The 25,233-nt window shown below is 62.4% G+C and carries 25 protein-coding genes and 3 pseudogenes; 13 read left to right on the forward strand and 15 right to left on the reverse strand.

The features are described from left to right. The first annotated feature begins 238 nt into the window (after positions 1 to 238). On the forward strand, positions 239 to 1,168 hold the full coding sequence (locus AC0L2Z_RS26430) for a cation diffusion facilitator family transporter (protein ID WP_473629706.1): 930 nt from the start codon (positions 239 to 241) through the stop codon (positions 1,166 to 1,168). 320 nt (positions 1,169 to 1,488) lie between these two features. Here the strand turns inward: AC0L2Z_RS26430 and AC0L2Z_RS26435 are convergent, their stop codons facing one another. Next, positions 1,489 to 2,040: a hypothetical protein gene (locus tag AC0L2Z_RS26435; RefSeq protein ID WP_473629707.1), complete on the reverse strand. Its 552-nt coding sequence runs from the start codon at positions 2,038 to 2,040 to the stop codon at positions 1,489 to 1,491. Here AC0L2Z_RS26435 and AC0L2Z_RS26440 point away from each other — a divergent pair. From AC0L2Z_RS26440 to AC0L2Z_RS26455, 4 genes are all read left to right on the forward strand, one after another. Then, positions 2,030 to 2,641, forward strand: coding sequence for a hypothetical protein (locus tag AC0L2Z_RS26440; protein WP_473629708.1), 612 nt, complete (start codon positions 2,030 to 2,032; stop codon positions 2,639 to 2,641). The genes AC0L2Z_RS26435 and AC0L2Z_RS26440 overlap by 11 nt on opposite strands. A gap of 51 nt (positions 2,642 to 2,692) precedes the next feature. Beyond that, positions 2,693 to 3,130, forward strand: a complete 438-nt coding sequence (locus AC0L2Z_RS26445) for a DsrE family protein (RefSeq protein ID WP_023797884.1) — start codon at positions 2,693 to 2,695, stop codon at positions 3,128 to 3,130. 67 nt (positions 3,131 to 3,197) lie between these two features. Further along, positions 3,198 to 4,013: an SDR family NAD(P)-dependent oxidoreductase gene (locus tag AC0L2Z_RS26450; RefSeq protein WP_036269456.1), complete on the forward strand. Its 816-nt coding sequence runs from the start codon at positions 3,198 to 3,200 to the stop codon at positions 4,011 to 4,013. Between the two features lie 46 nt (positions 4,014 to 4,059). Next, positions 4,060 to 4,362, forward strand: a complete 303-nt coding sequence (locus AC0L2Z_RS26455) for a putative quinol monooxygenase (RefSeq protein ID WP_023797886.1) — start codon at positions 4,060 to 4,062, stop codon at positions 4,360 to 4,362. Positions 4,363 to 4,402: 40 nt separating this feature from the next. On the opposite strand, the pseudogene AC0L2Z_RS26460 reads toward AC0L2Z_RS26455, so the two are convergent. From AC0L2Z_RS26460 to AC0L2Z_RS26470, 3 genes and pseudogenes are all read right to left on the reverse strand, one after another. Then, positions 4,403 to 4,767: pseudogene (locus AC0L2Z_RS26460) on the reverse strand (endonuclease domain-containing protein). Between the two features lie 135 nt (positions 4,768 to 4,902). Then, positions 4,903 to 6,031, reverse strand: a pseudogene (locus AC0L2Z_RS26465) (IS4 family transposase). A 308-nt stretch (positions 6,032 to 6,339) separates the two neighbouring features. Further along, positions 6,340 to 6,654 carry a YMGG-like glycine zipper-containing protein gene (locus AC0L2Z_RS26470; RefSeq protein ID WP_027154393.1) on the reverse strand — a complete coding sequence of 105 codons (315 nt, stop codon included), beginning with the start codon at positions 6,652 to 6,654 and terminating at the stop codon, positions 6,340 to 6,342. Positions 6,655 to 6,979: 325 nt separating this feature from the next. Between AC0L2Z_RS26470 and AC0L2Z_RS26475 the strand changes: the two genes are divergently transcribed. Then, positions 6,980 to 7,543: a hypothetical protein gene (locus AC0L2Z_RS26475; RefSeq protein WP_287280480.1), complete on the forward strand. Its 564-nt coding sequence runs from the start codon at positions 6,980 to 6,982 to the stop codon at positions 7,541 to 7,543. 124 nt (positions 7,544 to 7,667) lie between these two features. Beyond that, positions 7,668 to 7,901 (forward strand): hypothetical protein, encoded by a 234-nt coding sequence (locus AC0L2Z_RS26480; RefSeq protein ID WP_198032787.1) that lies wholly within the window; start codon positions 7,668 to 7,670, stop codon positions 7,899 to 7,901. A gap of 159 nt (positions 7,902 to 8,060) precedes the next feature. Here AC0L2Z_RS26480 and AC0L2Z_RS26485 read toward each other — a convergent pair whose 3' ends face one another. Beyond that, complete coding sequence (locus AC0L2Z_RS26485) at positions 8,061 to 8,492, reverse strand: hypothetical protein (protein ID WP_473629709.1); 432 nt, start codon at positions 8,490 to 8,492, stop codon at positions 8,061 to 8,063. A gap of 289 nt (positions 8,493 to 8,781) precedes the next feature. Here AC0L2Z_RS26485 and AC0L2Z_RS26490 point away from each other — a divergent pair, with 289 nt between their 5' ends. From AC0L2Z_RS26490 to AC0L2Z_RS26500, 3 genes and pseudogenes are all read left to right on the forward strand, one after another. Next, a complete protein-coding gene (locus AC0L2Z_RS26490; protein WP_473629710.1) occupies positions 8,782 to 10,131 on the forward strand; it encodes a hypothetical protein in 1,350 nt (449 codons plus the stop codon). Between the two features lie 307 nt (positions 10,132 to 10,438). Continuing rightward, on the forward strand, positions 10,439 to 10,801 hold the full coding sequence (locus AC0L2Z_RS26495; protein ID WP_023797892.1) for a VanZ family protein: 363 nt from the start codon (positions 10,439 to 10,441) through the stop codon (positions 10,799 to 10,801). Positions 10,802 to 10,895: 94 nt separating this feature from the next. Further along, positions 10,896 to 11,158: pseudogene (locus tag AC0L2Z_RS26500) on the forward strand (AbrB family transcriptional regulator); the annotation flags it as partial. Between the two features lie 117 nt (positions 11,159 to 11,275). Here AC0L2Z_RS26500 and AC0L2Z_RS26505 read toward each other — a convergent pair. The 7 genes from AC0L2Z_RS26505 to AC0L2Z_RS26535 all read right to left on the reverse strand — a co-directional run bounded on the left by AC0L2Z_RS26505 (position 11,276) and on the right by AC0L2Z_RS26535 (position 17,509). Beyond that, positions 11,276 to 11,515: a hypothetical protein gene (locus AC0L2Z_RS26505; protein WP_473629711.1), complete on the reverse strand. Its 240-nt coding sequence runs from the start codon at positions 11,513 to 11,515 to the stop codon at positions 11,276 to 11,278. Positions 11,516 to 11,521: 6 nt separating this feature from the next. Continuing rightward, entirely contained in the window at positions 11,522 to 11,983 is a 462-nt protein-coding gene (locus tag AC0L2Z_RS26510) for a hypothetical protein (RefSeq protein WP_473629712.1), read from the reverse strand. Positions 11,984 to 12,782: 799 nt separating this feature from the next. Beyond that, positions 12,783 to 13,637 carry a phosphorylase family protein gene (locus AC0L2Z_RS26515; RefSeq protein ID WP_473629713.1) on the reverse strand — a complete coding sequence of 285 codons (855 nt, stop codon included), beginning with the start codon at positions 13,635 to 13,637 and terminating at the stop codon, positions 12,783 to 12,785. 97 nt (positions 13,638 to 13,734) lie between these two features. Then, on the reverse strand, positions 13,735 to 14,526 hold the full coding sequence (locus AC0L2Z_RS26520) for an ABC transporter permease (RefSeq protein WP_128248014.1): 792 nt from the start codon (positions 14,524 to 14,526) through the stop codon (positions 13,735 to 13,737). Further along, positions 14,519 to 15,406: an ABC transporter permease gene (locus tag AC0L2Z_RS26525; protein WP_473629714.1), complete on the reverse strand. Its 888-nt coding sequence runs from the start codon at positions 15,404 to 15,406 to the stop codon at positions 14,519 to 14,521. The genes AC0L2Z_RS26520 and AC0L2Z_RS26525 overlap by 8 nt, the downstream gene beginning before the upstream one ends. Continuing rightward, entirely contained in the window at positions 15,403 to 16,440 is a 1,038-nt protein-coding gene (locus tag AC0L2Z_RS26530) for an ABC transporter ATP-binding protein (protein ID WP_473629741.1), read from the reverse strand. Before AC0L2Z_RS26530 ends, AC0L2Z_RS26525 begins: the two co-directional genes overlap by 4 nt. A 28-nt stretch (positions 16,441 to 16,468) precedes the next feature. Then, entirely contained in the window at positions 16,469 to 17,509 is a 1,041-nt protein-coding gene (locus tag AC0L2Z_RS26535; RefSeq protein ID WP_287375498.1) for an ABC transporter substrate-binding protein, read from the reverse strand. Positions 17,510 to 17,526: 17 nt separating this feature from the next. Here AC0L2Z_RS26535 and AC0L2Z_RS26540 point away from each other — a divergent pair, with 17 nt between their 5' ends. After that, positions 17,527 to 18,705, forward strand: a complete 1,179-nt coding sequence (locus tag AC0L2Z_RS26540; protein WP_287375501.1) for a LacI family DNA-binding transcriptional regulator — start codon at positions 17,527 to 17,529, stop codon at positions 18,703 to 18,705. Positions 18,706 to 18,764: 59 nt separating this feature from the next. Here AC0L2Z_RS26540 and AC0L2Z_RS26545 read toward each other — a convergent pair whose 3' ends face one another. Together AC0L2Z_RS26545 and AC0L2Z_RS26550 are read right to left on the reverse strand one after the other, a co-directional pair. Further along, positions 18,765 to 19,550 carry a DUF1499 domain-containing protein gene (locus tag AC0L2Z_RS26545; protein WP_473629715.1) on the reverse strand — a complete coding sequence of 262 codons (786 nt, stop codon included), beginning with the start codon at positions 19,548 to 19,550 and terminating at the stop codon, positions 18,765 to 18,767. Between the two features lie 75 nt (positions 19,551 to 19,625). Then, entirely contained in the window at positions 19,626 to 21,254 is a 1,629-nt protein-coding gene (locus AC0L2Z_RS26550; protein WP_473629716.1) for a fatty-acid--CoA ligase, read from the reverse strand. Positions 21,255 to 21,450: 196 nt separating this feature from the next. On the opposite strand from AC0L2Z_RS26550, the gene AC0L2Z_RS26555 reads away from it, so the two are divergent. Further along, the gene (locus tag AC0L2Z_RS26555; RefSeq protein ID WP_023797902.1) at positions 21,451 to 21,807 is read left to right on the forward strand and encodes a hypothetical protein; all 357 of its coding nucleotides are present in this window, start codon (positions 21,451 to 21,453) and stop codon (positions 21,805 to 21,807) included. Positions 21,808 to 21,937: 130 nt separating this feature from the next. Next, a complete protein-coding gene (locus tag AC0L2Z_RS26560; protein ID WP_473629717.1) occupies positions 21,938 to 22,327 on the forward strand; it encodes a DUF427 domain-containing protein in 390 nt (129 codons plus the stop codon). Positions 22,328 to 22,422: 95 nt separating this feature from the next. Here the strand turns inward: AC0L2Z_RS26560 and ppdK are convergent, their stop codons facing one another. Beyond that, positions 22,423 to 25,101: a pyruvate, phosphate dikinase gene (gene ppdK, locus AC0L2Z_RS26565; RefSeq protein ID WP_473629718.1), complete on the reverse strand. Its 2,679-nt coding sequence runs from the start codon at positions 25,099 to 25,101 to the stop codon at positions 22,423 to 22,425. Positions 25,102 to 25,233: the final 132 nt, after the last annotated feature.

Raw genomic sequence — 25,233 nt, forward strand, 5'->3', positions numbered from 1 at the left:
GCTTAGGGCGAGGAGTTTTCGTGTTGAGGTTTGCGCCCTACGTCGCCCCCCTCTGTCCTGCCGGACATCTCCCCCACTTGGGGGGAGATTGTCTCTCATTTCGGCTTTCGCCAATCTCAAGCATTGCAGATCTAGCCCGAATATCTCGCACGACGTCATCCATGACAGCCCATCTCCCCCCTTGTGGGGGAGATGTCCGGCAGGACAGAGGGGGGCGCCGAAGAACGCGGCTTCCTCAATGACAACAGCCGAAATCAAGGCGACCAGCAAGCGCAAGGTCGCCAGCCTCGCCTTCTGGTCGATCATCGTCGCCTTCGTCGTGCTCGGCCTGAAGCTGGCGGCCTGGTACGTCACCGGCTCCGTGGCGCTGTATTCGGACGCGCTGGAATCGATCGTCAACGTCATTGCCTCTGCCGCCGCCTATTGGGCGATCCAGGTCAGCCACAAGCCGGCCGACCAGGATCATCCGTTCGGCCACCACAAGGCCGAGTATTTCTCGGCTGTTTTGGAAGGCGTGCTGATCGTGCTGGCAGCCCTTCTGATCCTCAACGAAGTGTGGTGGTCCCTGCGGCATCCCGTCCCGCTCGAACAGCCCTGGACCGGCCTCGCCATCAACGGCGTCGCCACGGTGATCAACGCCTTCTGGGCCATGACGCTGATCCGTGCCGGCCGTGCCGAAAAATCACCGGCACTGGTCGCCGACGGCAGGCACATCATGACCGACGTGGCGACCTCGGTCGGCGTGTTCATTGGCCTGGTCGGCGCCGTGCTGACCGGCTGGCAAGTCCTCGATCCCGCTCTTGCCGTCATCGTTGCGCTCAACATCCTGTGGCAGGGCTGGCACGTCATCGGCTCGTCGATGAACGGTCTGATGGACCGCGCCGTCGACACGCAGGAGCACATGCGCATCCGCGACATCATCTCGGCCAATTGCAAGGGCGCGCTGGAGGTCCACGATCTGAAGACGCGGATTGCCGGCCGCGCCACCTTCATCGAGTTCCACCTGGTCGTCGACGCCGACATGTCGGTGGGCGCCAGCCACGTCATCTGCGACCGCATCGAGGATGCGCTGAAGGCGGAAAACCGCTCGGTGCGTGTCACCATCCATGTCGAGCCCGATGACGAGGCAAAACTGCCCAGGGGCACGACGGCCGTGCCGTTCGCGTGAGGCCTGAGAGACGCCGGCTTCCCTGCCATGACATCAAAAACGTCGAGCCGGTGCAGAACCTCTATGCCGGCGGGACAGCGCCCCCCTCTGTCCTGCCCTCCCTTTGCCAAAATATGTCATCTCCCCCACTTGGGGGGAGATCGGCCGTCTTCCCGGCTTTCGCCAATCTCTGATGGTGCAAGAGTGGGCGGGACGCTGAAGCCGCCAATCTCCCCCCTCGTGGGCCCCACGTGGGGGAGATGCCAAGTGGGGGCAAAGAGGGCAGGACAGAGGGGGGCGCGAAGGATCGCTGCCGCCGCCATTCTGATCCGAGGATCCGATCAAGGCGCGCAGGCAGCCTGCGGCATCGGCTCCAGCCGATAGACCTTGTCGTCGGATGCGGTCTCGCCGTCGGTCGCCTTCGAGCAGAGGTCGACGATCGGCAGGCTGCTGTTGGGATTGGCCAGCATCATCGTGCCGTTGGCGCCGCGGCGCAGATAAATCTCCCTTGCCGCGATGTCGCAGGAAAAGTCGCTCGTCCTTGCGCTCGCCACACAGCGCCACTGGTCCGCTTCGCCGTCACAACTGTAGCTCTGCGTGACCTCTACGGCATTGTGTCGCGTGACGGAAACGACTATCTCGGCGCCATCAGGCCAGCTTGCCGTCTCGCCGTCCTTGGCGAAGGCGGCCAGTTCGATCGGGCCCCTGAAAACCCGGATGGTGTGGGTAAGCTGATCGGGATGCGAGCCGAGATGCGCGGCATCGTAGTCGCGCCCGTAGCAGAACGGCTGGTCCGGTTTCAGCCGCTCGCGCAACGGTGCTCCCAGCGCCGGATCGACCGGATCGATGCGCGCGAATTCGGCCTTGCAGGTCTGCGCCGGCATGGCGGTCAAGCCGGAAGCCGTCGTCTTCCGTGCCGAGTGCCTGCCTGGCGAACTCCTTTTCGCCAAGTTCATCCTCGGCGCCGGTATCGAGATAAAGGCTGCGATGCACGCCGGAGACGATCAGCCGGCCTTTTTCGTCGACGTTCAGCAAGGCCATGGTGCGGTCGCATTCCATGCCGCAATGGATCTCGCCCGATTGCGGATCATCCTTGCCGCACCAGCCGCCGACCCATTCAGGCTTGTTGGCGCCGCGCACCGTCGTCGCCAAAAAACCGTTGTAGCCGGATGGACCACTGCTCGGCTCCTCGTTCGGAGGGCTGACTGGATCCCCGCCAAAATAGAAGAAAATCCGTCCCACCTTCTGGTTCGGGTGCACCTTGAGATGCGCGGCATCGTAGATACGCCCGAAACAGGCATCCTTGCCGTCCGGGCTGAGTTCGGTGAGCTCAGGCGTATCGTCGGCAAGGGCCGTGCCGGCGACAGCGGCCAGCAAGGCGACAGCAAGTCCGGCGCCCACAATGGTCTTCCCCACAATGGTCTTCGATATCATGTGCCCCTCCTCGCCCGACCCCTCTTCGCTCGACCACGACGTAACGTCAATTTATGCTAGGATCGAGGCCGAAGCCACGCAATTTGCGCGGACATGCTGGAGAACGACATGATGCGACGCCGCGATATTTTCCGTGTCGGCCTTGCCGGGGCCGCTGGCCTCTTCGGGCTGCGCCAGGTCAAGGCGGCGGCCGTGGCAGAGGAAAGGCAGAAGGTCGCCTATCACCTCAGCGACCTCGACAAGGTCGGCTTCGTTCTGGGCAATATCAAGAACCATTATGAGGGCACCGGCGGCAACGTCGACATCGTGCTGGTCGTGCACGGACCGGCACTCGCCGCCTTCAAGTCGAAGAGCGCGTCGGCTGCCATTTCCAGCCGTTTTTCCGGTCTGGTTCGCGACGGGCTGGCCCCGCATGCTTGCGCCAACACCATGCAGGGCATGGACGTTGCGCTCACCGATCTGCTCGACGGCTTCCATGCCGCCGAGACCGGCGGCGTCGTCAAGCTCGCCGAATTGCAGCGCCAGGGCTACGCCTATTTGCGGCCCTGACCTCTACGGACTTGAACATGAGGGCGGCGAGGCCCTACGAAGAACAGGAGAACCCAGAGGAATAGCCGTGCCAGCCACCACAACCACCCCTGTCACTTCCGCCCTTGTCACCCCCACTTTGGTCATCCCCGACCTCGCCGGCAAGGCGGTGCTGGTCACCGGCGCTTCGACCGGCATCGGGGCGGCACTTGCACTGGCCTACGCCGCGCAGAAATGCCGCGTCGCGCTGCATTATAATTCAAGTCGGGCGGCTGCCGAAAACCTGGCCAAAACCATCCGCAACGGCGGTGGCGAGGTATTCCCGGTCCAGGGCGATTTCTCGATCGCTGCCGATGTCGAGCGCGTCGTCGAGGACAGCGCGCAACACTTCGGCCGGCTCGATGGCCTGGTCAACAATGCCGGCGGCATGCTCGGCCGCGTGCCTTATGCCGAACTGACCGAGGCGCATTACGACGCGGTGATGGACCTCAACGCCCGCTCCGTGCTGACCGCATCACGCAAGGCGATGCCATGGCTGAAGCGCCAGGGCGGCTTCATCGTCAACACCTCGTCGATCGCCGCACGCAATGGCGCCGGCGGCGGCGCCGGCCTTTATGGTTCGGCCAAGGCCTTCGTCTCCAATGTGACCCGCGGCATGGCCAAGGAACTGATCGGGTTCAACATCCGCGTCAACGCGGTGGCGCCGGGCACCATCGCGACCCCTTTCCATGAGCGCTATTCGACCGAGGAGCATATGCAGGCCATGGTTGCCACCATTCCGCAGGGCCGCGCCGGCACGCCCGAGGATTGCGTCGGCGCCTATCTGTTCCTCTCGTCCGCCCTGTTGAGCGGTTACATCACCGGCCAGATGATCGAGGTGAACGGTGGCCAGTTGATGCCGTGAGCGGCGGCCTGCATACTTGTCGCAGCAAGCAACGGAGAAACCGGCAATGTATGGTCTGATCGGCAAGATGCGGGCGACGCGCGGCCAGCGCGACGCAATGATGGACGTCCTGCTTGCCAGCACCGGCGCCTTGCCTGGCTGCCTGAGCTACATCATCGCCACCGATCCGGCCGATGCCGACGCGATCTGGGTGACCGAGGTATGGACCGACCAGGCCAGCCACAAGGCTTCGCTGCAATTGCCGGAAGTCCAGGCGGCGATTGCCAGGGCGCGGCCGATCATCGCCGGGTTTGAGTTCCAGGTCGAAACGCATCCTGTTGGTGGGTTTGGGTTGGCCAAGGCGGGATAGGCCGGCGTGACAGCGGCCTGGGCGCTGTCCCGCCGGCGTATCAAGTCGTACCGGCGAGCCCTGCCTCGATCACAATATGCTGGCAGACATTGTCGATGTCGCGAATGACGTCGTCGTTCCAGAAGCGCAGCATGGTCCAGCCATCCCGTTCCAGACGCTTTGTCCTCGCCTCATCGCCTGTATTGGCGTCGGCATGCTGCGAACCATCGACTTCGACGACGAGCTTCTTGTCCGGGCAAGCGAAGTCTACAATGTAACCGGCGATCGGAAATTGTCGGCGGAAGCCAAGCCCCATCAGGCGATGCGCGCGAAGCTCGTTCCAAAGCTCAGTTCGGCGTCGGTCATGGCTTTGCGCATCGACTTGGCATTTGCGCGATTTCGCGGAGGCAATGGCGTGTGAGGCATTGGTCAATGCTCGGTCGCAATTGAGGTTCGCGCTCTACGGCGCCCCACCTCTGTCCTGCCGGACATCTCCCCCACTTGGGCAGGGCTGTCCGGGGAAAGTTATTCATATATGAAGACCATCTGATCGGGAGAGGCTCAGTCTCTCGGTCGGCTTGGATTGACCCGGTGGCGGCTTGGTGATGGTGTGCATTTTCCGCCGCCCGAACAAGTACTGAGCGACCAGTTCTGTGAACCTCAAGATAGAAATAGGGACGCGGCGGGTGCGCGCGACAATGCGCAGCAGCGCAAAGGCGATCATTGCGGCAAAGAGTTGCAGGCGGATTGCATTGCCGTTGTTGCCGAGGAACTTGCGGATCTTGAGGTGCTGCTTGATCCATCGGAACAGAAGCTCGATTTGCCAGCGGCCTTTGTAGAGCCGTCCAATCTCGACGGCGGAGCGCTCCAGATCGTTGGTCAAAAGCGTGATGGTGTCGCCCGCTTGGCGCTGAACGCGCAGGCGACGCAGGCGCATCGGCAGCTTGCAAGGACCTTTGCTGACCTGGCTTACCTCACTGTCTTCCACAACCAGGAAGCCGTCGCCCTGCGGCTCGGCTATAGGGCGATCGCGCACCAGCGCCAGCCCCATGTTGGATTTGGGCCGCGTCGCGAAGATCGATCCGGCTTCGGCGATCGCTGTCCACCAGCCATAATGGCAGTAGCCCTTGTCGAACACGTAGGTCGCTCCAGCTTCGATCGTGATCTGGCGACCGACTTGAGCGTCGTTGACGTTGGCGTCGGTGATGTCGAGGATGCGCGGACAGTCGGTCTTCGGGTCATAGACGACATGCACCATCATGCCGCGGATGCGCCCGTTCGACTTGGCCCAATCGCACAGTTTGCCGAGCGGAATGGGGGTCGAGTCGATCAGCCGCAGCATGGCTTCGCCCTCGCGCCGCGTTTGCCTGTCGAGCAGGTTCGCCACCAGACCGAACGCCTCGGCAAAGACGGCGACCGGGCGCCGTCTGTTGGCATCCGACAAGGTCGAACGCATCAAGGAACCGCTGCCCAGGTGACAATGATGCTGGCTGTTAGCGTTCCAGCCGGCTTCCAGGCCACGCAAGCCGCTGCTGCCGCAGAACTGGGCATAGATCAGCGCCACCAGATGGTCCCAGCTTCTGAACGATTTGTCGTAAGCATCCCCGTCGTGGCGATCCACAATTGCTTGGAATTGACGCCGATCGATGGGTTCAAGAAGCTGCCCGAAGATGCTAGGTGCAAAGCGCATGCCCCGTTCCTTTTCTGAGTCTCGACAACCAGAGAGAAGACGGACAAACCCCGTTTTACGGGGCATGCACATGTGGCATTTCGATTCACTCAAAACTTTCCCCGGACAGCCCTGCCACTTGGGGGGAGATTGGCCGTCGCCGCTGACTTCGCCAATTGCCAACGCGAGAAAGGGGCAGGCGTTGGTGTTCCCTGGAACACCCCTCATCCGGCCGCGGAGCCTGTCTTCGGGCTTGCCGGAGGCAAGACCCGTGGGCGGCCACCTTCTCCCACAAGGGGAGAAGGGAAGACCAGCGCCGGGGCTACGTCTCAATAATCGCCGCGGTAGTAGCGGTCGTCGCAACGGGCGGTGTAGATGCGGCCGTAGCGGTCCTGATAGCGGCAAAGCTGTTCGCCGCGCCGCTGTGGCGTCGTTGCGCTGCCGACGACCGCCCCCAGCAGGGCGCCGCTGGCTGCGCCGATAACCGTGCTCTTGGTGTCGCGGCCCAGGGCCTGACCGACGAGAGCGCCGCCAGCGCCGCCGACCAGGGCCCCCGTGGTGGCTCTTTGCTGCCCTTCGGTCTGTGCACATCCTGCCAGCGCGGCAGTCACAAGCAGGGCGGCAATGGCTTTGTACATGGTCATCGTCTGATACTCCGTTGAAGCCTATGAACTAATACACTGGCTGGTTTTGCCAAGTGTTCGCCAAGTGCGGTTGCATTGCGGCGGAACCGCGGCAACCGCTTGTCACGAAATGCGACATGGTTTCTTTCGTCTTGACGGTGCGTGCCTCCGACTCTGAAAGATCGTACTCGAACAAGACGATAGGGCCAGGTCCTGTCGAAAAGAATCAGGCTGCGGCCGAACGATTCCGCCGGGTCCAGCCGATCCCTCAACAATCCAATAACACGCCCGGCTGAACTGGCCAGTGCTCGTTTCCATTTGCAAACAACAAGAAGGAATCTTTCTCATGACAGATCTGGCAGACGCCGGGTCCGTGGTGGCGTCGCCACCGGCGGGCAACCTTGCAGGGCCACCGGCCGCCGGGGACAACGGGTCCGCCCCGCCGGCCGGCAAGAGCTGGTTTGACGGTCTTTCCGAAGGCAACCGCAAGCTCGCTGAAACCAAGGGCTGGACCAAGCCTGAAAGCCTCGACCGGGTTCTCACATCCTATGCCGAGCTGGAACGGCAGCAGGGCGAAAGCCTGCGCATTCCGCCAGCGGACGCAGCTGCGGAAGACTGGGACAGGTTCCATGCCCGGCTGCCTGAGGCGATGCGCCCGCTGACATCGCCCGACAAGGTCGAGTACAGGCGCCCCGACGGGCTCCCCGAAAACTTCGCCTATTCGGACGAACTCGCCAACGCGTCCAAGGCGTGGGCGGTCGAGGCCGGCGCCACGCCGAAGGTGGCGCAGGCCTATCACGACCGCTTCGTCGGCTACATGGCCGAACAGGCCAAGGCGCAGCAGATCGCCGCTGCCCGTGGGGCGTCAGAGTCCCGCCCTTCTGGACGCCAGGTCGGCCGATGTGGCTAATCCCAATTCACGCGCCGTGCTGCCCCAGAATTGTTGTTGTTGCACATTGATCAATCGCCGCCACCAAACGGTTACACAAGCGGGCGATGCTGCCATGTCTTTGCAAGGGAGGGTAAGCATGAATATGACCTACAAGGCAGTTCAGGATGTGCTTCGAAAAGCCGGCATTGTTATAAGCAAAAAGGGCGAACTTCACCGCATCAACTTCTTCAGCGGCCTGGAAAACACCGCCTACTACACGACGAGCCTCGAGAATGCGCTTGAGCGCGGTTTGGCAATGGCGAGAGCTGCCGAAAGGTTGCCAGCAAGCGCCTTTGCCAAGTCGCGCGGGCGGCCGACGAGCGCACACTTCGGCTGACGCCGCAGGATGTCATCGCCGCGTTGCGCGGCGATGTTGTGGAACTGCATATCATCAGGTGGCGCACGCCACAGGTCCTGGCGCCGCATTCCCTCGCGGTCAGAGGATGCCGGCGCTTCACGCGAGACGACCCCCTCTGTCCTGCCGGACATCTCCCCCTCAAGGGGGGAGATTGGATGTCACCGTCGCTTTCGCCAACCACCAAACGTTGCAGGAATAGCCGCCACGCCTGAACTGCCAATCTCCCCCCTTGAGGGGGGAGATGTCCGGCAGGACAGAGGGGGATGGGCCACGGAACGCGACCTTTCCCCACCTGCAATCCCCGCCCGCAAACTGGAACTGGAAAAGGCCAAGGGTCGTGCGATGTTCGGCCGTGGCGACCTGGCGGCGGCGCACATTGCGCTCTCCGAGGCCAACGCCGTCGTTGCGCTGCTGGAAAAAACCCGTGAGGCGGCGAACGAGCGCCGTGCCGCCGCGCAAAGCGACTGCGTCGACATCGCAGCACTTGCCGACGAGATCAGGGCAAACGCCGCTTCCCTCGACGAGCGCTGGCGTATGGCCCACTGGCTGGTCGAGCAGCTGCGCCAGCAATTGTTCGACGCCGATGCCTTGCGCGGTGCCGTCGCCACCGTCAACAGCCAGCTCGACGCCGCCGGCGTCGCCAACCTGAAAATCAACCCGACCGCCGTCCGGCGCGCCGCCGTGACCGGGCGGCGAGCGACAGCTCCGGCTCGTCTCAGCGCGGCAGCGATCCAGGCCGACAGACTGCTATTGTCGCTGCTCAGCCCCGGCGGCGCGCTCGACCCGCGACGCCGCTTGGCGCGCCGGTCGGAGGCATCGCGGGTCGATATTCGCTGCGTGGCCGAGGCCGCGGCTGACCATGTGCACACTTGCCCTTATCGGCACGGCTCTCTCGGTCGGCGGCGCGCTGATCGAAGGCCAGCAGTCGCGGCAGATGACCGACTACCAGGCCAGAGCCTACGAGCAGCAGGCGCGGGCCGACGCGCAAGCCGCGGCCTTCGAGCAGGGCCAGGAACGCCACAAGCAGGATCTGTCGCTGTCGCAGGCGCGCGCCCGGGCCGGCGCCTCGGGCGTCGCCCTGTCAGGCTCACTGAGCGAGGTGCTCGCCGCCAATGCAAGGCAGGGTCAGCTCGACATCAAGGCGATCCAGTACGGCTCGCAGCTGCGCCAGAACAATTTGACCACGCAGGCCGCCATCTCGCGCTTTTCCGGCAGGCAGGCGGCGGCTGCCTCGATCTTCAGGGCCGGCGGCAATCTCGTGTCCGGCCTTTTTCGGGCTGTACGACCCGAGCAGAGCGGTGACGTGCGGCAACCGCGCCTTTCCGCCGGCGCCGGTCGGAGGGCTTTACTGATGGCGACCATCCCCCTCCAGCTCGCTCAGCGCCGGCTCGACAGCGGCAGCGTGGTTTCCTATCCCGACAGCTCGCCGGTCGGCGCCGCGATGCAGGGCTTTGGCGACGAGCTCGCGGCCGTCGCCGAGCGTTTCCGGCAGCAGAAGCAGCAGCAGGACGCGTTCGACGCCGAGGTCATCGGCCGCGAGCTGAACGGACAGATCGCCCAGGCCGAGAAAGAAGCGATCCAGAATGCGCCGGCCGACGGCCGCGGCCTGCACGACGCCATGTATGGCCAGGCACGCAACGGTGTCGTCAAGCCCGGCCTGTTCGACAAGATCTTCGACAGCACCGTGCCAAAAATGCCGGAAAGTGAACGCGCCAGCTTCATCAGGCAAAAAGAAGCGATGAGATTGGCCGGGTCGGCCCGCATGGCCGCACAGCAATATGCGCGCCGCCAGAACTATGAGCAGGCCGAATGGTCCAAGGCGCAGGCTGCGGAGCTCAATGCTATCGCGCAGAGCGACCCGGACGACACCGCGACGTTCGAGGCGATCAGGCAGAGCGGGTTCGACTTCATCGCCAAGATGGGCAACCCGGTGGCCCGGCAGCTGGCCGAAACCGGCTGGCGCAGCAGCACGGCAAAGGCGCTCGCCCAGGCGATGCTCGCCAAGGACCCGAGGCGCGCTGCCGAAATGCTAGGCGCTGCGTCGGCCGCGCAGGCCGGTGACAGTGAAACCACAGGCGCCGAAGGCACTGATCTGTCGGCGAAAAACCCGAATTGGCTGGCTTCGGGCGACGACCGCCTTGCTGATCTGACGCCCGACGACAGGGTTGCGCTCGCCCGGCTGGCCGGCGTTTCGGTGACGCAAAACTGATGTCCGCACCGGCGACCTGGCCAGGTTCTTCTCGTTACCTGGCCTGTTGCGTTGCCGTCAGCCCACCGGCATCTTTAATGGCTTCTTCATGTTAGTGGGCTTTTTTATGGGAAAACCCAAAGCCCCTCGCAGGCATGGGGTCGTTTTCAGCGATAAGAGCGACGGCGGCCTTTCTTACAACACAGACTTGTGGTTCTGGATTTGAAATTCCCATGCGCTGATGCGATCATTGGCAAATCCACCTCGCCCATGCAGGCTTCTCAGATGAAGGACTGACCCTACCTTGTTGCGCCTAGATTCTTTTCCGATGCTGGCAAGGATCGTTTTTCCGATCACGTTGGCCGGCGTTCTCCTGCTCACGCTTCTGCCGGCGCGGTTCTTGCCGGAACTCGGCACGGCCGTCACGCTTTACGACGACAAGCTGCAGCACGCCATCGCCTTCGCGGTGCTGGCGGCCCTGGGAAGCCTCGGCTGGCCGGAACACAGGACAAGGCTGATTGTCCTCCTCGCCTTTACCGGCGCGGCGATCGAGGTGCTTCAGGGCGCGCAACTCATCGGGCGCGACCTGGATGGGTTCGACTGGGTTGCCGACTGCGCCGGCATGGCGTTGGGGCTGACAATCGCCGGGACAAGCAGGCGCGTTGGCAAGCGCGTCGGCGGATTGCCGTAGGTCGTCATCCCAAGGCGAAGCAAGGAGCGAAGCGAAGCGGCGCAGACCTTGGGATAATGTCCGGCAGGACAGAGGGGGGCGCGAAGGATCGCTGGCGACGCGTGCGCTGCCGCAGATCGTCGGCTCGATCATCATCCTCATCGCCTTCTGCGGCGGCCTCGGCATCACGATCAGCCATGTGCTCGATCCGCTGACCGCCTATCTGGCGACCAGCCCCGGCGGCATGGACTCGCCATCGTCGCCGCCGCCGCACAGCATGTCGCCTTCGTTATGGTGCTGCAATCGGCCCGCTTCCTCGTCGTGCTGCTGGTCGGACCGCGCGTGGCGCGGCTGGTGGCGCGGAGTCCGAGGGAATAGAGCTGCGGCTGCAGAAAGACCTGCGGCGCTGTCACATAAATGGGCCGCAACGCGGCCGCTGGAGGTCCAGCCCGGTCGCTCAGGAATGCGTCGGGTAGCATAGGAAACGCCCCCGGCCTACGTGCAGGGCTTCGAATCGAGGTTCACGGCGTAGGTCGCCGCGACGGTATCGGGCTGGGTCGGCGGGCAGGACGCGACGGTTACCGGCAAGCTCACGCTGGTCGACATGAACGGCAATGTCACGTTGACGCATTCGGCGGCACCGGCTGCAGGTGCCGGGTTTTTCAATCTCAGGGCGGGGGCGAACCTCGCGATGACCGCAATGATTCCTGTGACGTTCACCATGATCGACGGCAATTATTATCAGGACGCGGTAACGTAAGCCATGCGCGTCTTGCTGCCGTAAGCGATCAGCCTCGACGCTCTCTGCGCTGGCTTCTCGGCCAGATGCCATAGTGCATATGCTGCAGCGAAAGACGCCACCAGGCCAACGATGATCGCCAGCAACGGTGTGCCGGGGAGCAATCGATCGGACAGCTTCACGAATCTGACCCCGACCGGGATGTGGATCAGGTAGCGAATAGCGGCCGGGATCTTCGAAACGGCGATAACCGTTGCGCCAAGCAAGCAGGTGACAGCAACCGGCGCGCCCAAGGTCCACCAGATCACCGCGCATAGGCTGACAGTCCCGATGCAAAACTCATTAAGGTCCACCCGTTTCGTCACGAACATGAAAGTCAGGATGCCGGCTCCGAACACACTGAGATGCGCCGGCAGGAATTGGGTGTAGCCGGAGCCGATAATCGAGATCACAGCTATTTTCATTTTCTATCAAAATGGTGATCGACAGTTTCGTAGAGAACTCCAACCCTGTTTTTCACAGCAAAAACATTTCCCACCGTCGATTGGCCGACCAAAAAAAGAGCAATGCGACGATTTCTCGCCAGGTGCCATTCGCACTTGGGCTAATGCAGCCTCCCCGGCTCTCTGCGCACAGTTCATAACTGCGACGGCCGGTTTCTTAAGCGTTCTCGTTCTTCCAGAGCCTCCAGGCGCTTGACCTTGACGATTGCTCCCGCTTTCACCGCTCTTATGAATCCGCCGACGGGATTGCCTTCAGTCCAGTGGAATCATCTTCAAATCGGAAGTGCGCGCGTTGCCGAAGGTATTAGACGCCAGTCTTCTTATGCTGCCAAGGTCCGGGCATTCTTAAGCTCATGTGTACCATCTCTGTGCACCAGACAGGGCGGCAAAAAGACCGAGAAAACCAGATATTGTTCCCAATCAACGGGATAGTCTGGTGCTGCGAGAGAGGTTTGAAACTCTCGTTTTCCGATAGAATTTCGGTTTGCGGGAAACCCGGCGGGTTTCGCCGAATTGATTGCTTGTTGCCATTCCCTGCTATGAAAAACCGGCATCGGAAACTCTAACTAACTGAATTTTATAATCAAACTGACCTTTTTCGCCCCTTCGTCGTACTCAAAAACACGTAGATTCGCTGTAGATTCCCTGTAAACGGCGGAGACCCGTTCGCTTAGCCCTTCGACGGCGACCCGGCGATCGACGGCATTTTCAGCCTGCCTGGCTAAGATCCCGCCGGAACCCGCACTCCGCTCCTGAAAGCTCAGAACCGGCTGGAACGCTCTTCCGGTTGAGGCGACTTCAGACCCTGGCAAGAGCATTGCGGATTGGCCGGAAGTCGCGCGGCGGTCTCCAGCGCGACAAGCGAGGCTGTCATGGACAGATTGGGCAGCACGTCCTCCTGCAGCAATTTCTGGCGGTTGCGGTCCATATAGTCGTTGAAACCTGCGGTGACGAACGCACAGGGCACGAAGCAGGCGCCGATCTCGCGCGCCAAGGTCGCCTCAGGGGCGATGGAATGATTGAGCACGTCCGCCCCCATGCCGCGATAGGCCAAGGCTTCGGCCGGGGTTGTCAGCCGCGGCCCATAACAATGGGCAGCCACCAGTTGCTGTTCGATGCCATGCACGCGGCATTCGGCCGGCCAATGGCGGCGGGCCGTCTCGGCCAGAACCGCCGCACATCTTGGACATACGATCTGCTTGCCCGAACAGTCAAAACTCTGGCGGTCCGGAAGCAGTGAAAACGGGGTCTGCGTCAGTTCGATGATATCGGCGGGCACCACCATGTCGCCGGGCTGGATCGCCTTGTTGACGGCGCCAACGGTCGAGCAGGCGAGGACTTGCCGCACCCCCGCTTGCATCAACACCCAGAACGCGCGGCGATGGCAGGAATGGTCGATATGGTCGCGGGGATTGCCGTGCGAATACATGCACAACGCCCGCTTTGCTCTGCCTTCGGCTGAAATCGAGGCATCGAACTCGAGCAACTTCCAGTTGTCGGAACGACCGAAAGGCGTTTCAAAACTGATGTCGCGCCGCAGCGTGCGCACGCCCTCGACTCCGATATCTTCCGGGAAGGCAAGCCCCCAGTTTGCCGACCCGGTGATGATGGCCAAGCCTACCTGAGGAATGTCAGTCGATTGATCCGCCGGAGCACCGGCCGCGTGATGATTTTGGGGCATGCTTCCAACTCGGTCAGGATTTTTGGCTCGGTCAGGATTTTTGGCGAAGGGCCACGATCACGACGACGACCACAACAATGGCGGTCCACAATGTCGAGATCGCCGCAATGGTCGGATCGATCTGATCGCGCAGCGAGATGAACATGAGCTTCGGCATCGTGCTGTTGCGACCACTTGCCACGAAGATCGAAATCACGGACTCGTCGAGCGACGTCAGGAACGCCATCAGTGTCGCCGACAACAGGCTGAGCCGAAGTTGCGGAACGATTATTCCGCCAATTGCCCTGGCCCAGTCCGCGCCGAGGCTGCGCGCCGCCTGAACCTGGTTCCAGTCGAAGCGAGCCAGCGCGGGCAGCAACACGATGCACGCCACCGGTACGGCCAGCACCACATGTCCGACCAGCACACCGAACAGCGTTCCGACCAGGCGTTGCGCCGCCAGCACAAAGAACAGGCCGATCGCCAGCAGGATTCCCGGGGTGACCGAGGGGGTGAGCAGGACGCCCTGGATGGAAGCTGCGGTCTTGCCGCCCAGCCGATTCATCGAGATGCAGGCGAGCAGCGCAAAAGGCACCGCGATCAGCGCCGTCAATGTCCCAAGGATCAGGCTGGTCCTGAGTGCTGCCATCCACGTCGCTGAGCCGAAGAAGTTCTCGTACCAGCGCAACGAGTAGGCGTGCGGTGGAAACTCGAGGAGGTTCGATGCCGAAAACGAAAGCGGCACCACCACGAGCGTCGGCAACATCAGAAATGCCATGACCAGAGCAGCAAAGCTCCAGAGGACAATGCGGGCGAGCCGGTTTTGCGGATAGGCTTCAAGCATGGGAGGCTGCCATCGAGTTCAGGGCCAGCAGGCGGCGTGCCGCCAGCAGCATCACACCGATCAGCGCCATCAGAACGAGGAGCAGAATGCCCAGGACGCTCGCCGACCCCCAATCCTGAAAGGTCGATAGCGCACGCTCGATCCGGGTGGAGAGAGGATTTACCTTGCCGCCGCCAAGCACCGCCGGCGTGATGAAAAAACCGATGGAATAGATGAGGACGATGACCGAACCCGAGAAGATGCCGCCGGCCGAAAGCGGCATGATGACGGTGCGGATGACCTGCCCGAGCGTGGCTCCCATGCTCGCTGCCGCGCGAACGAGGTTTGGGTCGATATCGCGCATCGCGGCATAAACCGGCAGCAGAAAGATCGGCAGCATGTAGTGAACCATGCCGATCAGCGTCCCGGTGAAGTTGTAGACCAGCGGCAAAGGCTCCGCCGTCAGGCCCGAACCAGTCAAGGCCGCGTTGATCAGGCCATCACGCCGCAAGAGCACGAGCCAGCCATAGGTGCGCACCAGGATGGCGGTCCACAATGGCAGCATGACGAAGGCCATCAGCACGTTGGCCACCCTTGGTCTGGCGCTGGCCAAGGCGAGTGCCAGCGGGATGCCCAGAAGAATGCAGATCGCCAGCGTGCCGAGGGACAGTTCGAGGGTGGTGACGAGCGCCGACCATGTCAGTCCGCTCGACAGCACTTTGGCGTAGTTGCCGACAGTGTACTCACCGCCTGTGGTCAGGAAAGATTGCCGGATGATCCAAAGGATGGGCAGTATCGCCGCCAGTCCAACGATGAACAGCGCCGGCAGCGAAAGCGAAAGAAAAAACCGCCGCTCGCGGCGCGCATCCGCCAGCAGCGCTGGATCCACGGTGGCGGTCACGCCAGCGCTCCCGGTATGGCGTGAACCTTCGCTGCTGGTGCATAGGCGATCATCCGCTGACCGGCGGCAAGCTCGGCGCAGCCGCCGGCCAGCGCTGCCGGAATGCAGACAAGAACCTCCTGGCCACCGTCAAGCGCCAGCGTCAAAAGCCAGTTCTCGCCGCGGAACGCCTTGGCGCGCAGTATTCCTTCGAGAGCCACTGCGTCTGCCCCGGCGAGCTTGGCATCAAGATGGAAGCTTTCGGCGCGTATCATCAGGGTTTCGCGCGCCGCTTCGGCGCCATCGATCCTGCGCACCGAGCCCGGCGGCACGATGTTGGCCTCGCCCATGAACTCGGCGACGAAGCGGGTCGATGGACGATCATAGATCCGCTGCGGCGTATCGATCTGCTGGATGCGGCCAGAATTCATCACCGCAATCCGGTCGGACATGATCAGCGCTTCGCGCTGGTCGTGTGTCACGTAGATTGTGGTGATGCCCAGGTCATCGTGCAGACGCCGGATCTCATACTGCATGGTTTCGCGCAGATTCTTGTCGAGCGCCGACAGCGGCTCGTCCATCAGCATCACGCGCGGTTCGAAGACGATTGCCCGCGCCAATGCCACCCGTTGACGCTGGCCGCCGGACAGTGCGGCAACATTGCGCTCCGCCAGGCCATCCAGCTTGACGCGGGCCAGGGTGGCAAGCGCCCGCTGGCGCGCCTCCGCTCTCGGCGTCTTGCGCAGCGCCAGCGGATACGCGACATTCGCCAGGACGTTCATGTGGGGAAACAAGGCGTAATTCTGGAATACGATGCCGATGTCGCGTTTGTTGGGCGCCAGACGGGTGATGTCGCGATCGCTCAACAACAGCTTGCCGGAATCCGGCCGGACAAAACCGGCCAGAGCCATGAGCAGCGTGGTCTTGCCCGATCCCGATGGCCCCAGCAGCGTGAGGAACTCGCCAGCTTGAATGTCGAGCGAAACATCATCCAGTGCGACGTAGGACCCGTAAGCCTTGCTGACGCTGTCGATGGTGATCGGGAGCGACTTCATCATCTGCTCCAGCCTTGTTAGCCGAGACTCAGCGGGCCATCATCTCATCGAAGGCCTGTTGGGCAGCCTCGCCGTTCTTGACCCACCATTCCGAATTGGAAAACACCGAAGTGCCGGCATTTTCAGGCGCCGTCGCAAGCGTCTTCAGACGGTCCTCGGGAATCAGGCCACCCTCATAGGCCGCAGGATTGACCGGGCCATAGGCGATGAAATCGGTCAGCTTCGCAACACGCGCCGGCTGCGTCATCGCTGCGATGAGCTTCATGGCGGCTTCCTTGTTCGGCGCGCCCTTCGGCACCCCAAGGCAGTCCGTGCCGATGACCGAACCCTTGAACGTGTAGTCAGCCGCGCCGCCATCTTTTTTAACAGTCTCTGCGCGTCCGTTCCAGGTAACGACCAGATCCGCCTCACCATCCTTCAGCAGCTGCGCGGACTGGGCTCCCGAGGTCCACCACACGGCGACATCCGGTTTGATCGCTTCAAGCCGCTTGATGGCGCGCTCCAGCCCTTCCGGCGTGCCGAGCACGGAATAGACGTCCGCCGGCGCCACGCCATCGGAGAGAAGCGCGATCTCGATCGAGTCCTGCGCATTGGCGCGCAACGCGCGGCGGCCCGGGAATTTGGCAACGTCCCAGAACTCGGCCCAGGTCTTCGGCGGGTTGTCCCCATAGGTCTTGGTGTTCCACGACAGGACAGTGCCATAGGAATCGAACGGATAGCAGTAGTCGGACGCGGCACCCTCCGGCACGGATTTGGCATCGATGATCTCGTAGTCGAGCGGCTCCAGCAGCGACTGAGCGGCGGCCTGGGCGCCTTCCGGCGAGCCGAGGTGGATAATGTCGGTCGCAACTGCCCCCGAGGTGACCTGCATCTTCAAGGCGGCCAGGCCGTCGCTCAGCGTCTCCTCGCGAACATCATGGCCAAGCTCTTGTGCAGCAGGGCCCCACATGGCCTCTTTCATGGCGTTGCCATAATCGCCGCCTGCGGTCGTGATAGTGAGTGTTTGCGCATGGACGGGCAAGGCAGCCGAGATGGTGAATGCTGTTAAGGAAATGCGCAGCCAGGACATAGGTTCTCCTCCCCAACTTGATCAAATATTGCCTGAAATGGCTATTTATTTGTAATCGTAACGTTACGATTGCATCTGGATACGCAGGAGTCAAGCTGCTTGCGACGGGGGTTCGGATTGACCGGGATGTCGAATCCGGTAACGTTATGGCGGTCAGCAAGTCAGCCGGCGCTTTCGCAAATGAAGTCGGGCGAACAATGGCCAATCTAAAGCAGATCGCGGCGGAACTTTCCCTCTCGGTGACCACGGTGTCCCGCGCTCTGAAGGATGGGCCGGAAGTGCAGCCCTCGACCATAGCCCGCGTCAAGGAGGCGGCCAAGCGGGTCGGCTATCTGCCAAATCATCATGGCCGTGCGCTAAAAACCGGTCGAACGCTGACGCTGACGGCAGTGCTGCCGATGGAGACCCGAGACCATCTGTCCGATCTGTTGAAGCTGCCTTTGATCGAAGGCATGACGCTGGCGGCGCGAAAAGCTGGTTATAGTCTGTCCATCTATTCCACCACGCCCGACGACGATCCCGTCGAGAGTGTGCAGCGGCAGCTTCAGGCGCGCAGCACGGACGGATTGATCATCACGCGCCTGGTGTCGGGTGATCCGCGCGTCAAGCTGCTGCTGGATCAACGCATGCCATTCGTCGCGTTTGGAAGAACCGACCTGGACACCGCCTATCCTTATGTCGATGTCGACAATGAACAGATTGCCTACGAGGCAACCCGACGGCTCATGGACAAAGGCTGTCGACGCATTGCACTGCAACTTCTGGTTCCAGAGGATCAGGCGAGTGCCATGCGTCTTTCCGGCTATGCAAGGGCAATGGCCGAGGCCGGCATTCCGATCGACCAAGCGCTGATCGGTCATGGCATGTTCACCATGGAATCGAGCGCAGCCTGGTTCGATCGCTTGCTGGCTTGTTCAGATCCGCCGACAGGCTTGGCATGCGCCAACGAACTCGGCCTTCTGGGGGCGCTGCACGCTCTTGGCAAAAGAGGTCTTGCGCCGGGGAGCGACGTCCACATCGTCACGCGTGACAGCACACGGCTGGCACGCTTCCTGCCGGCAAAGATCGAAGTTCATTCCGTCGATATGGCGGCTGTCGGACGCAAGCTTGTCGAAGTCCTGGAGAGCCGGATCATCAATCCGCTTGGACCGGTGGAGACAATCCTGCTCAAGGGTGAATTCGACCCCGGCGAATAGCCTGCCCGCATACTCAACCCGTGATTGTATCAGCCGCATTTCTGTGGCGTCAAAGCGATTCACTCGGCCGGGGCCGTGCCGACCTGGCCGGCGACTTCCTTATCCAGCTCGGCCAGGAAATCCACGATGCGGGCCGCATTGTCGCCAAGGTCGTAGCGGCCGTAACGCGAGGCCGAGCGCATGTCGACGATGACCGCATCGCCATCGTCGGTCACACGGATGGCGACGCCGGCGGGAAGGCTGAGGATGAAGCTCCTGGCCAGGGCGTTGATCGTCACCTCGCTCTGCCCGATCGCCCGCGGAAACGGCGCCGCAAGCTGCCAGTCCCGACGATCAAGCACGGTTTCGACTGCTTCCAGGACCCGATCGAAAGGCAGATTGTAGCTGCGTCCGGTGACAAGCGGATAGGTCTCGGCCTGCAGGCGCCGCTCGCCCGGGTTCGGTGGCGAAAGCGCGTTCATATCACCGGTCCGGGTGCTGGTGTCGAGCACCGGCGGATCGTCGAAATCCGTCGAGATATCCCTGAGCGGCGGAGAAGTCGCTGCCCAGTAGGCGGCAATGCCAAAAGGAACAAGCACCAGCAGTGCCAGCACCGTGCCGACGGTGAGATCGCGGCCGCCACGGTCGCCGAAATTCCACAGTCTCGAAAAGGCAAATCCGGCGAACAACAGCGCAAAGGCGGCAAGCAGCGCGACAATGCCGAGCACCCAAAGGAAAGCCGGCGTTTCAACAAGCTGATATCGGTGGCCGACGAGAACCGTCAGCAGAAGGACCGCCGAAAAAGCGCCTGTCCGCCGCGACCAGCCGGCCGCCCTCGACGTCTGTCGCTCGGGAGTTTTCATCATTTTCAGCACTGCCTCACCCCGGACCGGCGCTTAAGCCGTCCAGCGGCGGCTTGAAAGCGAAAGACGTCATGTCAGTCAGTCCGTCGGCAGGCGGTAGTCCCTGAACTGCCGGCGCAAGGTTGTCTTCTGGATCTTGCCGGTAGCGGTGTGGGGAATTTCGCCGACGAAGGCGACGTCATCCGGCATCCACCACTTCGCCACCTTGCCGTCCATGAAGGCGAGGATATCCGTCTTGGTCGGCTCGCGGCCAGGCTTGCGGACGATGACAAGCAACGGCCGTTCACCCCATTTCGAATGTTGGATGCCGATGGCGGCCGCCTCCGCCACATCCGGGTGACCGATCGCGAGATTCTCGAGCTCGATGGTCGAGATCCATTCGCCGCCCGACTTGATGACGTCCTTGGCGCGATCGGTGATCTGCATGTAGCCGCCCGGGTCGATATGGGCGACATCACCGGTATCGAACCAGCCTTCTTCATCGAACTGTTCGGATCCGATGCCGCCATAATAGGCACGCGCGACGGCCGGTCCGCGGACCTTCAGCCGCCCGAATGTCCTGCCGTCCCAAGGCAGTTCCTTGTCGTCGTCGTCGGTGACCTTCATTTCGACCCCGAAAGGTGGAAAACCCTGCTTGCTCTGGACGTCGAGCCGGGCTTCGCCCTCAAGCCCGGCATAGCCCGGCTTCAAGGTACACAGCGTGCCGAGCGGCGACATTTCGGTCATGCCCCATGCATGGATGACCTCAACATCGTAATTGCCCTGGAACTTTGCCGTGATCGCACGCGGGCAGGATGAGCCGCCGATAACGACCTTGTTCAGATAGGGAAGTTTCTTGCCGGTCTCCTCCAGGTACTGCAGCAGCATCAACCACACTGTCGGCACGGCGGCGCTGAACGTAACCTTTTCGGTGTCGAGCAATTCATAGATCGAGGCGCCGTCCATCTTGCAGCCAGGCATGACCAGCTTGGCGCCGATCATCGGGCCGCTCTGGCCGAGGCCCCAGGCGTTGGCGTGGAACATCGGCACAACCGGCAGTATGGTGTCGCGCGAGGAGAGGCCCATCGCATCGGGCATCGCCGCAATCATGGCGTGCAGCACGTTCGAGCGATGGCTGTAGAGCACGCCTTTCGGATCGCCTGTCGTGCCCGAGGTGTAGCACATGCCGGCGGCGGTGTTTTCATCGAACGTCTTCCAGGTGAAGGCGCCGTCGGATTCGTCAAGCCATTCCTCATAGGCAACAGCATTCGGCAGCGCCGTTTGCGGCATGTGCGCCTTGTCGGTCAGCACGATCACCTTTCTGAGCGATTTGACCGCGCCGGCGAGCTTTTCAAGCAGCGGCACGAATGTCAGATCGACGAAGATCGCCTTGTCCTCGGCATTGTTCATGATCCAGGCGATCTGCTCGGGAAACAGGCGCGGATTAAGCGTGTGATAGATCGCGCCGACACCCATGATGCCGTACCAGGCTTCGATGTGGCGCGCCGTATTCCAGGCCAATGTGGCGATGCGGTCGCCAAGCCCAAAGCCATCACGCTCGAGCCGCTCGGCGACCCGCAAGGCGCGGCGATGAATTTCGACGTAAGTGGTGCGGACGATCGGGCCCTCGATCGAGCGCGACACAATCTCGCGTTCGCCGTGCTGCCTGGCTGCGTTGTCGATGAGCTTGTGGCAAAGCAGCGGCCATTCCTGCATCAGTCCGAGCATTCTTTTCCTCCCATGGGTTTTCGTTCCCCCATTGGTTTTCGTTCCATTGTGGGACGAACACGCGGATTGTCCAGCCATGACCGGGCAGAAGCAGCCCATTGTTCAAAAAGGCAGGGAAAACCGCCACAATCCGGCCATTGTCGACATTAACTTTGATTAATGGTAGGGGTGTGATTGGCGAATGAAAGAGGTTCGCATGGACGCGCAGCTCGACGACAAAGCTCTCGAAGATTCGCTTGCCGAAAGCCTGGCCGATTTGGTGCCGGACGCCAAAACCGTTTCCGAGGACGAATTCGTCGAAGTCGTCGGCGGCGCCCTAGAGGCGGTCGGCGGCACGCTGCTGTTCAAGATGTGCGTTCAGAACGAAGGCGAAAGCCAGCACGTCGCCGCGGCTTGCGTCGGCGATGGCGGCAACCGCCAGTTCCTGCTTCTTACCTTGCCGACCGGCGGTGGTGCGCTCAAGGTCGAAACCGCGTCGCGAAGCACCAATCCGGTCGCCGGTATCGCCGCCGCCTATGCCGGGCTGATGGACGCCTTTCAGGCTGCCGCCTGATCGGTCATAGCCAAGCTCGATTTGACGAGAGATCCTTCAACGCCAAAAGGCGATGGAGCCCCCGCATTCGACAGCGACCTTGCGTAGCGCGCACGCCCTACACACCTTAGGTCGTGCAAGGAGAACCGTCATGGACCAGACCGCCAATCCGTCACCCGGCTTTCAGCGCAACCCGGATAAAGTCATTACCATCGAGCCGTACAGCGGAACTGTGACCGTACGCGCCGGCGACGCGGTCATTGCCTCGTCCAGGAGGGCCAAGGTGTTGACCGAATCCCCCTACCCCGGGATCCTCTACATTCCATTCGAAGACATCGATTTCGACCAGCTTCGCAGGACGGACTCGTCGACTCATTGCCCATTCAAGGGCGATGCGGGCTATTGGAGCGTGCTGCCTGCCGCGGAAGCAGGCAGGGATGCGATGTGGGCCTATGAGCGGCCTTTCGACGAGATGATCGAAATCCGCGATCACGGCGCGTTCTATCCCAACAAGGTGACGGTCGAAGCCAAACCAGCTTGAACAGGGCCAGCCTGAGCAGGGCCAGCCTGAGCAGGGACGGCTCGTGGCCTGTCCCGCCGATCAAACGCTGGCACGGCCAAGCCGACGTCGGCCCGTTACCCACGACCGTTCTTGGCAGCCTGCACCGCCGCCTGCGCGGCAGCCAGCCTGGCGATCGGCACGCGGTAGGGCGAGCACGACACGTAGTCGAGGCCGATCTCCTCGCAGAAATGGATCGACGCCGGATCGCCACCATGTTCGCCGCAAATGCCGAGCTTGATGTCCGGCCGCGTTGCCCTGCCTTTTTCGGCCGCCATCCGCACCAGTTCGCCGACGCCCTCGATGTCGAGCGACACGAACGGATCCTGCTCGATGATGCCCTTCTGGCGATAGGTCTCCAGGAACGAGGCCGCATCGTCGCGTGAGATGCCGAAGGTGGTCTGGGTCAGATCGTTGGTGCCGAAAGAGAAGAATTCGGCCGCCTCGGCGATGACCTGGGCGCGGATCGCGGCGCGCGGCAGTTCGATCATCGTGCCGGTAAGATAGGTGATCTTGACACCGGTTTCCTCCATCACGCTCCTGGCGACGGCATCGATCCGCGCCTTGACGTAGTCGAGCTCCTTCACCAGACCGACCAGCGGCACCATGATTTCCGGGACCACCAGCGCGCCGGCCTTCCTGCCGGCTTCGACGGCGGCCTCGAAAATGGCGCGCGCCTGCATCTCGGCGATTTCGGGATAGGAAACCGCAAGCCGGCAGCCGCGATGGCCAAGCATCGGGTTGAATTCGTGCAGGGCTTCGGTGCGCTGCCTGAGCTTGTCGGGCGACAGGTTCATGGCGGCGGCGACTTCGGCCACCTCTTCCTCGGTCTTGGGCAGGAATTCGTGCAGCGGCGGATCGAGCAAGCGGATCGTCACCGGCAGGCCGGCCATGATCTCGAACAATTCGAGGAAATCCGAGCGCTGCATGGGCAAGAGTTTTGCGAGCGCCGTTCGCCGGCCCTTTTCCGTGTCGGCCAGGATCATCTCGCGCATGGCAACGATGCGGTCGCCCTCGAAGAACATGTGCTCGGTGCGGCAAAGCCCGATGCCTTCGGCGCCGAAGGAACGCGCCATGCGCGCGTCGAGCGGCGTTTCGGCGTTGGTGCGCACCTTCATGCGGCGCACGGCATCGGCCCATTCCATGATGGCGGCGAAATCGCCCGAGAGCTCCGGCTGCAGCATCGGTACGGCGCCTTTCAGCACCTGGCCGTTGCCGCCGTCGATGGTGATGATATCGCCCTTGCGGAACGTCAATCCCATCGCCATCAGGGTGCCGGCCCTGTAGTCGACGCGCAGCGAGCCGGCGCCCGACACACAGGGCTTGCCCATGCCGCGCGCCACCACCGCAGCGTGGCTGGTCATGCCGCCACGCGTGGTCAGGATGCCTTCCGCCGCATGCATGCCGTGGATGTCCTCCGGACTGGTCTCGATGCGCACGAGAATCGCCTTGCGGCCTTGCGTCTTGAGCTCCTCGGCATCGTTGGAGGAAAACACGATCTCGCCGGTGGCTGCCCCCGGAGATGCGGGCAGACCGATGCCGATGACATCGCGTGCCGCCTTCGGATCGATGGTCGGATGCAGCAACTGGTCGAGCGAGGCCGGATCGATGCGGGCGACGGCCTCCTCCTTTGAAATGAGCTTGTCGCGCGCCATTTCGACGGCGATTTTGAGCGCCGCCTTGGCGGTGCGCTTGCCGGACCTGGTCTGCAGCATCCACAATTTGCCGCGCTCGATGGTGAATTCGAGATCCTGCATGTCGCGGTAGTGCTTTTCCAGACGGTCGGAGATGGTGACGAAAGACTGGAAGGCTTCCGGCATCAGTTTCTGCAGCGACGGCTTGTCGGAGCCGGCGGCAATGCGCGCCGCCTCGGTGATGTTTTGCGGCGTGCGGATGCCGGCGACGACATCCTCGCCCTGCGCATTCACCAGGAACTCGCCATAGAGCATCTTTTCGCCGGTCGACGGATTGCGGGTGAAGGCGACGCCGGTGGCCGAGGTCTCGCCCATATTGCCGAAGACCATGGCCTGGACGTTGACCGCGGTGCCCCAGCTTTCGGGAATGTCGTGCAGGCGCCGGTAGGTGATGGCGCGGTTGTTCATCCAGCTCGAAAACACGGCGCCGATCGCGCCCCAGAGCTGCTCGTTCGGATCTTGCGGAAACGGCTTGCCGAGTTCCTCCTCGACCTTGGCCTTGTAGAGCGCGATCACGCCCTGCCATTCGATGGCGCTCAGATCGGTATCGAGTTCATGGCCGAGCCCGCCCTTCTGGTCTTCGAGGATTTCCTCGAACACCTCATGGTCGAGGCCCATGACGACATCGGAATACATCTGGATGAAACGCCGGTAGCTGTCATAGGCAAAGCGGGCGTCGCCTGAATCGGCGGCCAGTGCCTCGACCGTCTCGTCGTTCAGGCCGAGATTGAGCACGGTGTCCATCATGCCGGGCATCGAAGCGCGGGCACCGGAACGCACCGACACCAAAAGCAGTTTTGAGGGATCGCCGAAACGGCGCCCGGTCAGCCGGCCGATGTGGTCAAGCGCAACCGCGACGTCCGCCTCTAGCGAGGCCGGGTAGGTGCGGCCGTTGGCGTAGTAGGCGTTACAGACCTCGGTGGTGATGGTGAAGCCCGGCGGCACCGGCAGGCCCAGGCTGCACATTTCGGCCAGATTGGCGCCCTTGCCGCCCAGCAGGTTCCTGTCGCCGGCACGGCCTTCTGCAGCGCCGTCGCCAAAGGTGTAGACCCATTTGGTCATGCTTGCTCTCCGGTTGCAGGAGATTGAAAAGATTGACGAAGCCGAAGTTCCGCCGTGTCCCTGCACGAGCGATATGATGCTGCAGTGCGAAAGGCAAGCCGTCGGCAAGCCAGCCGGCTTCTACAATCGATT

The organism is Mesorhizobium sp. WSM4850, assembly GCF_055811735.1.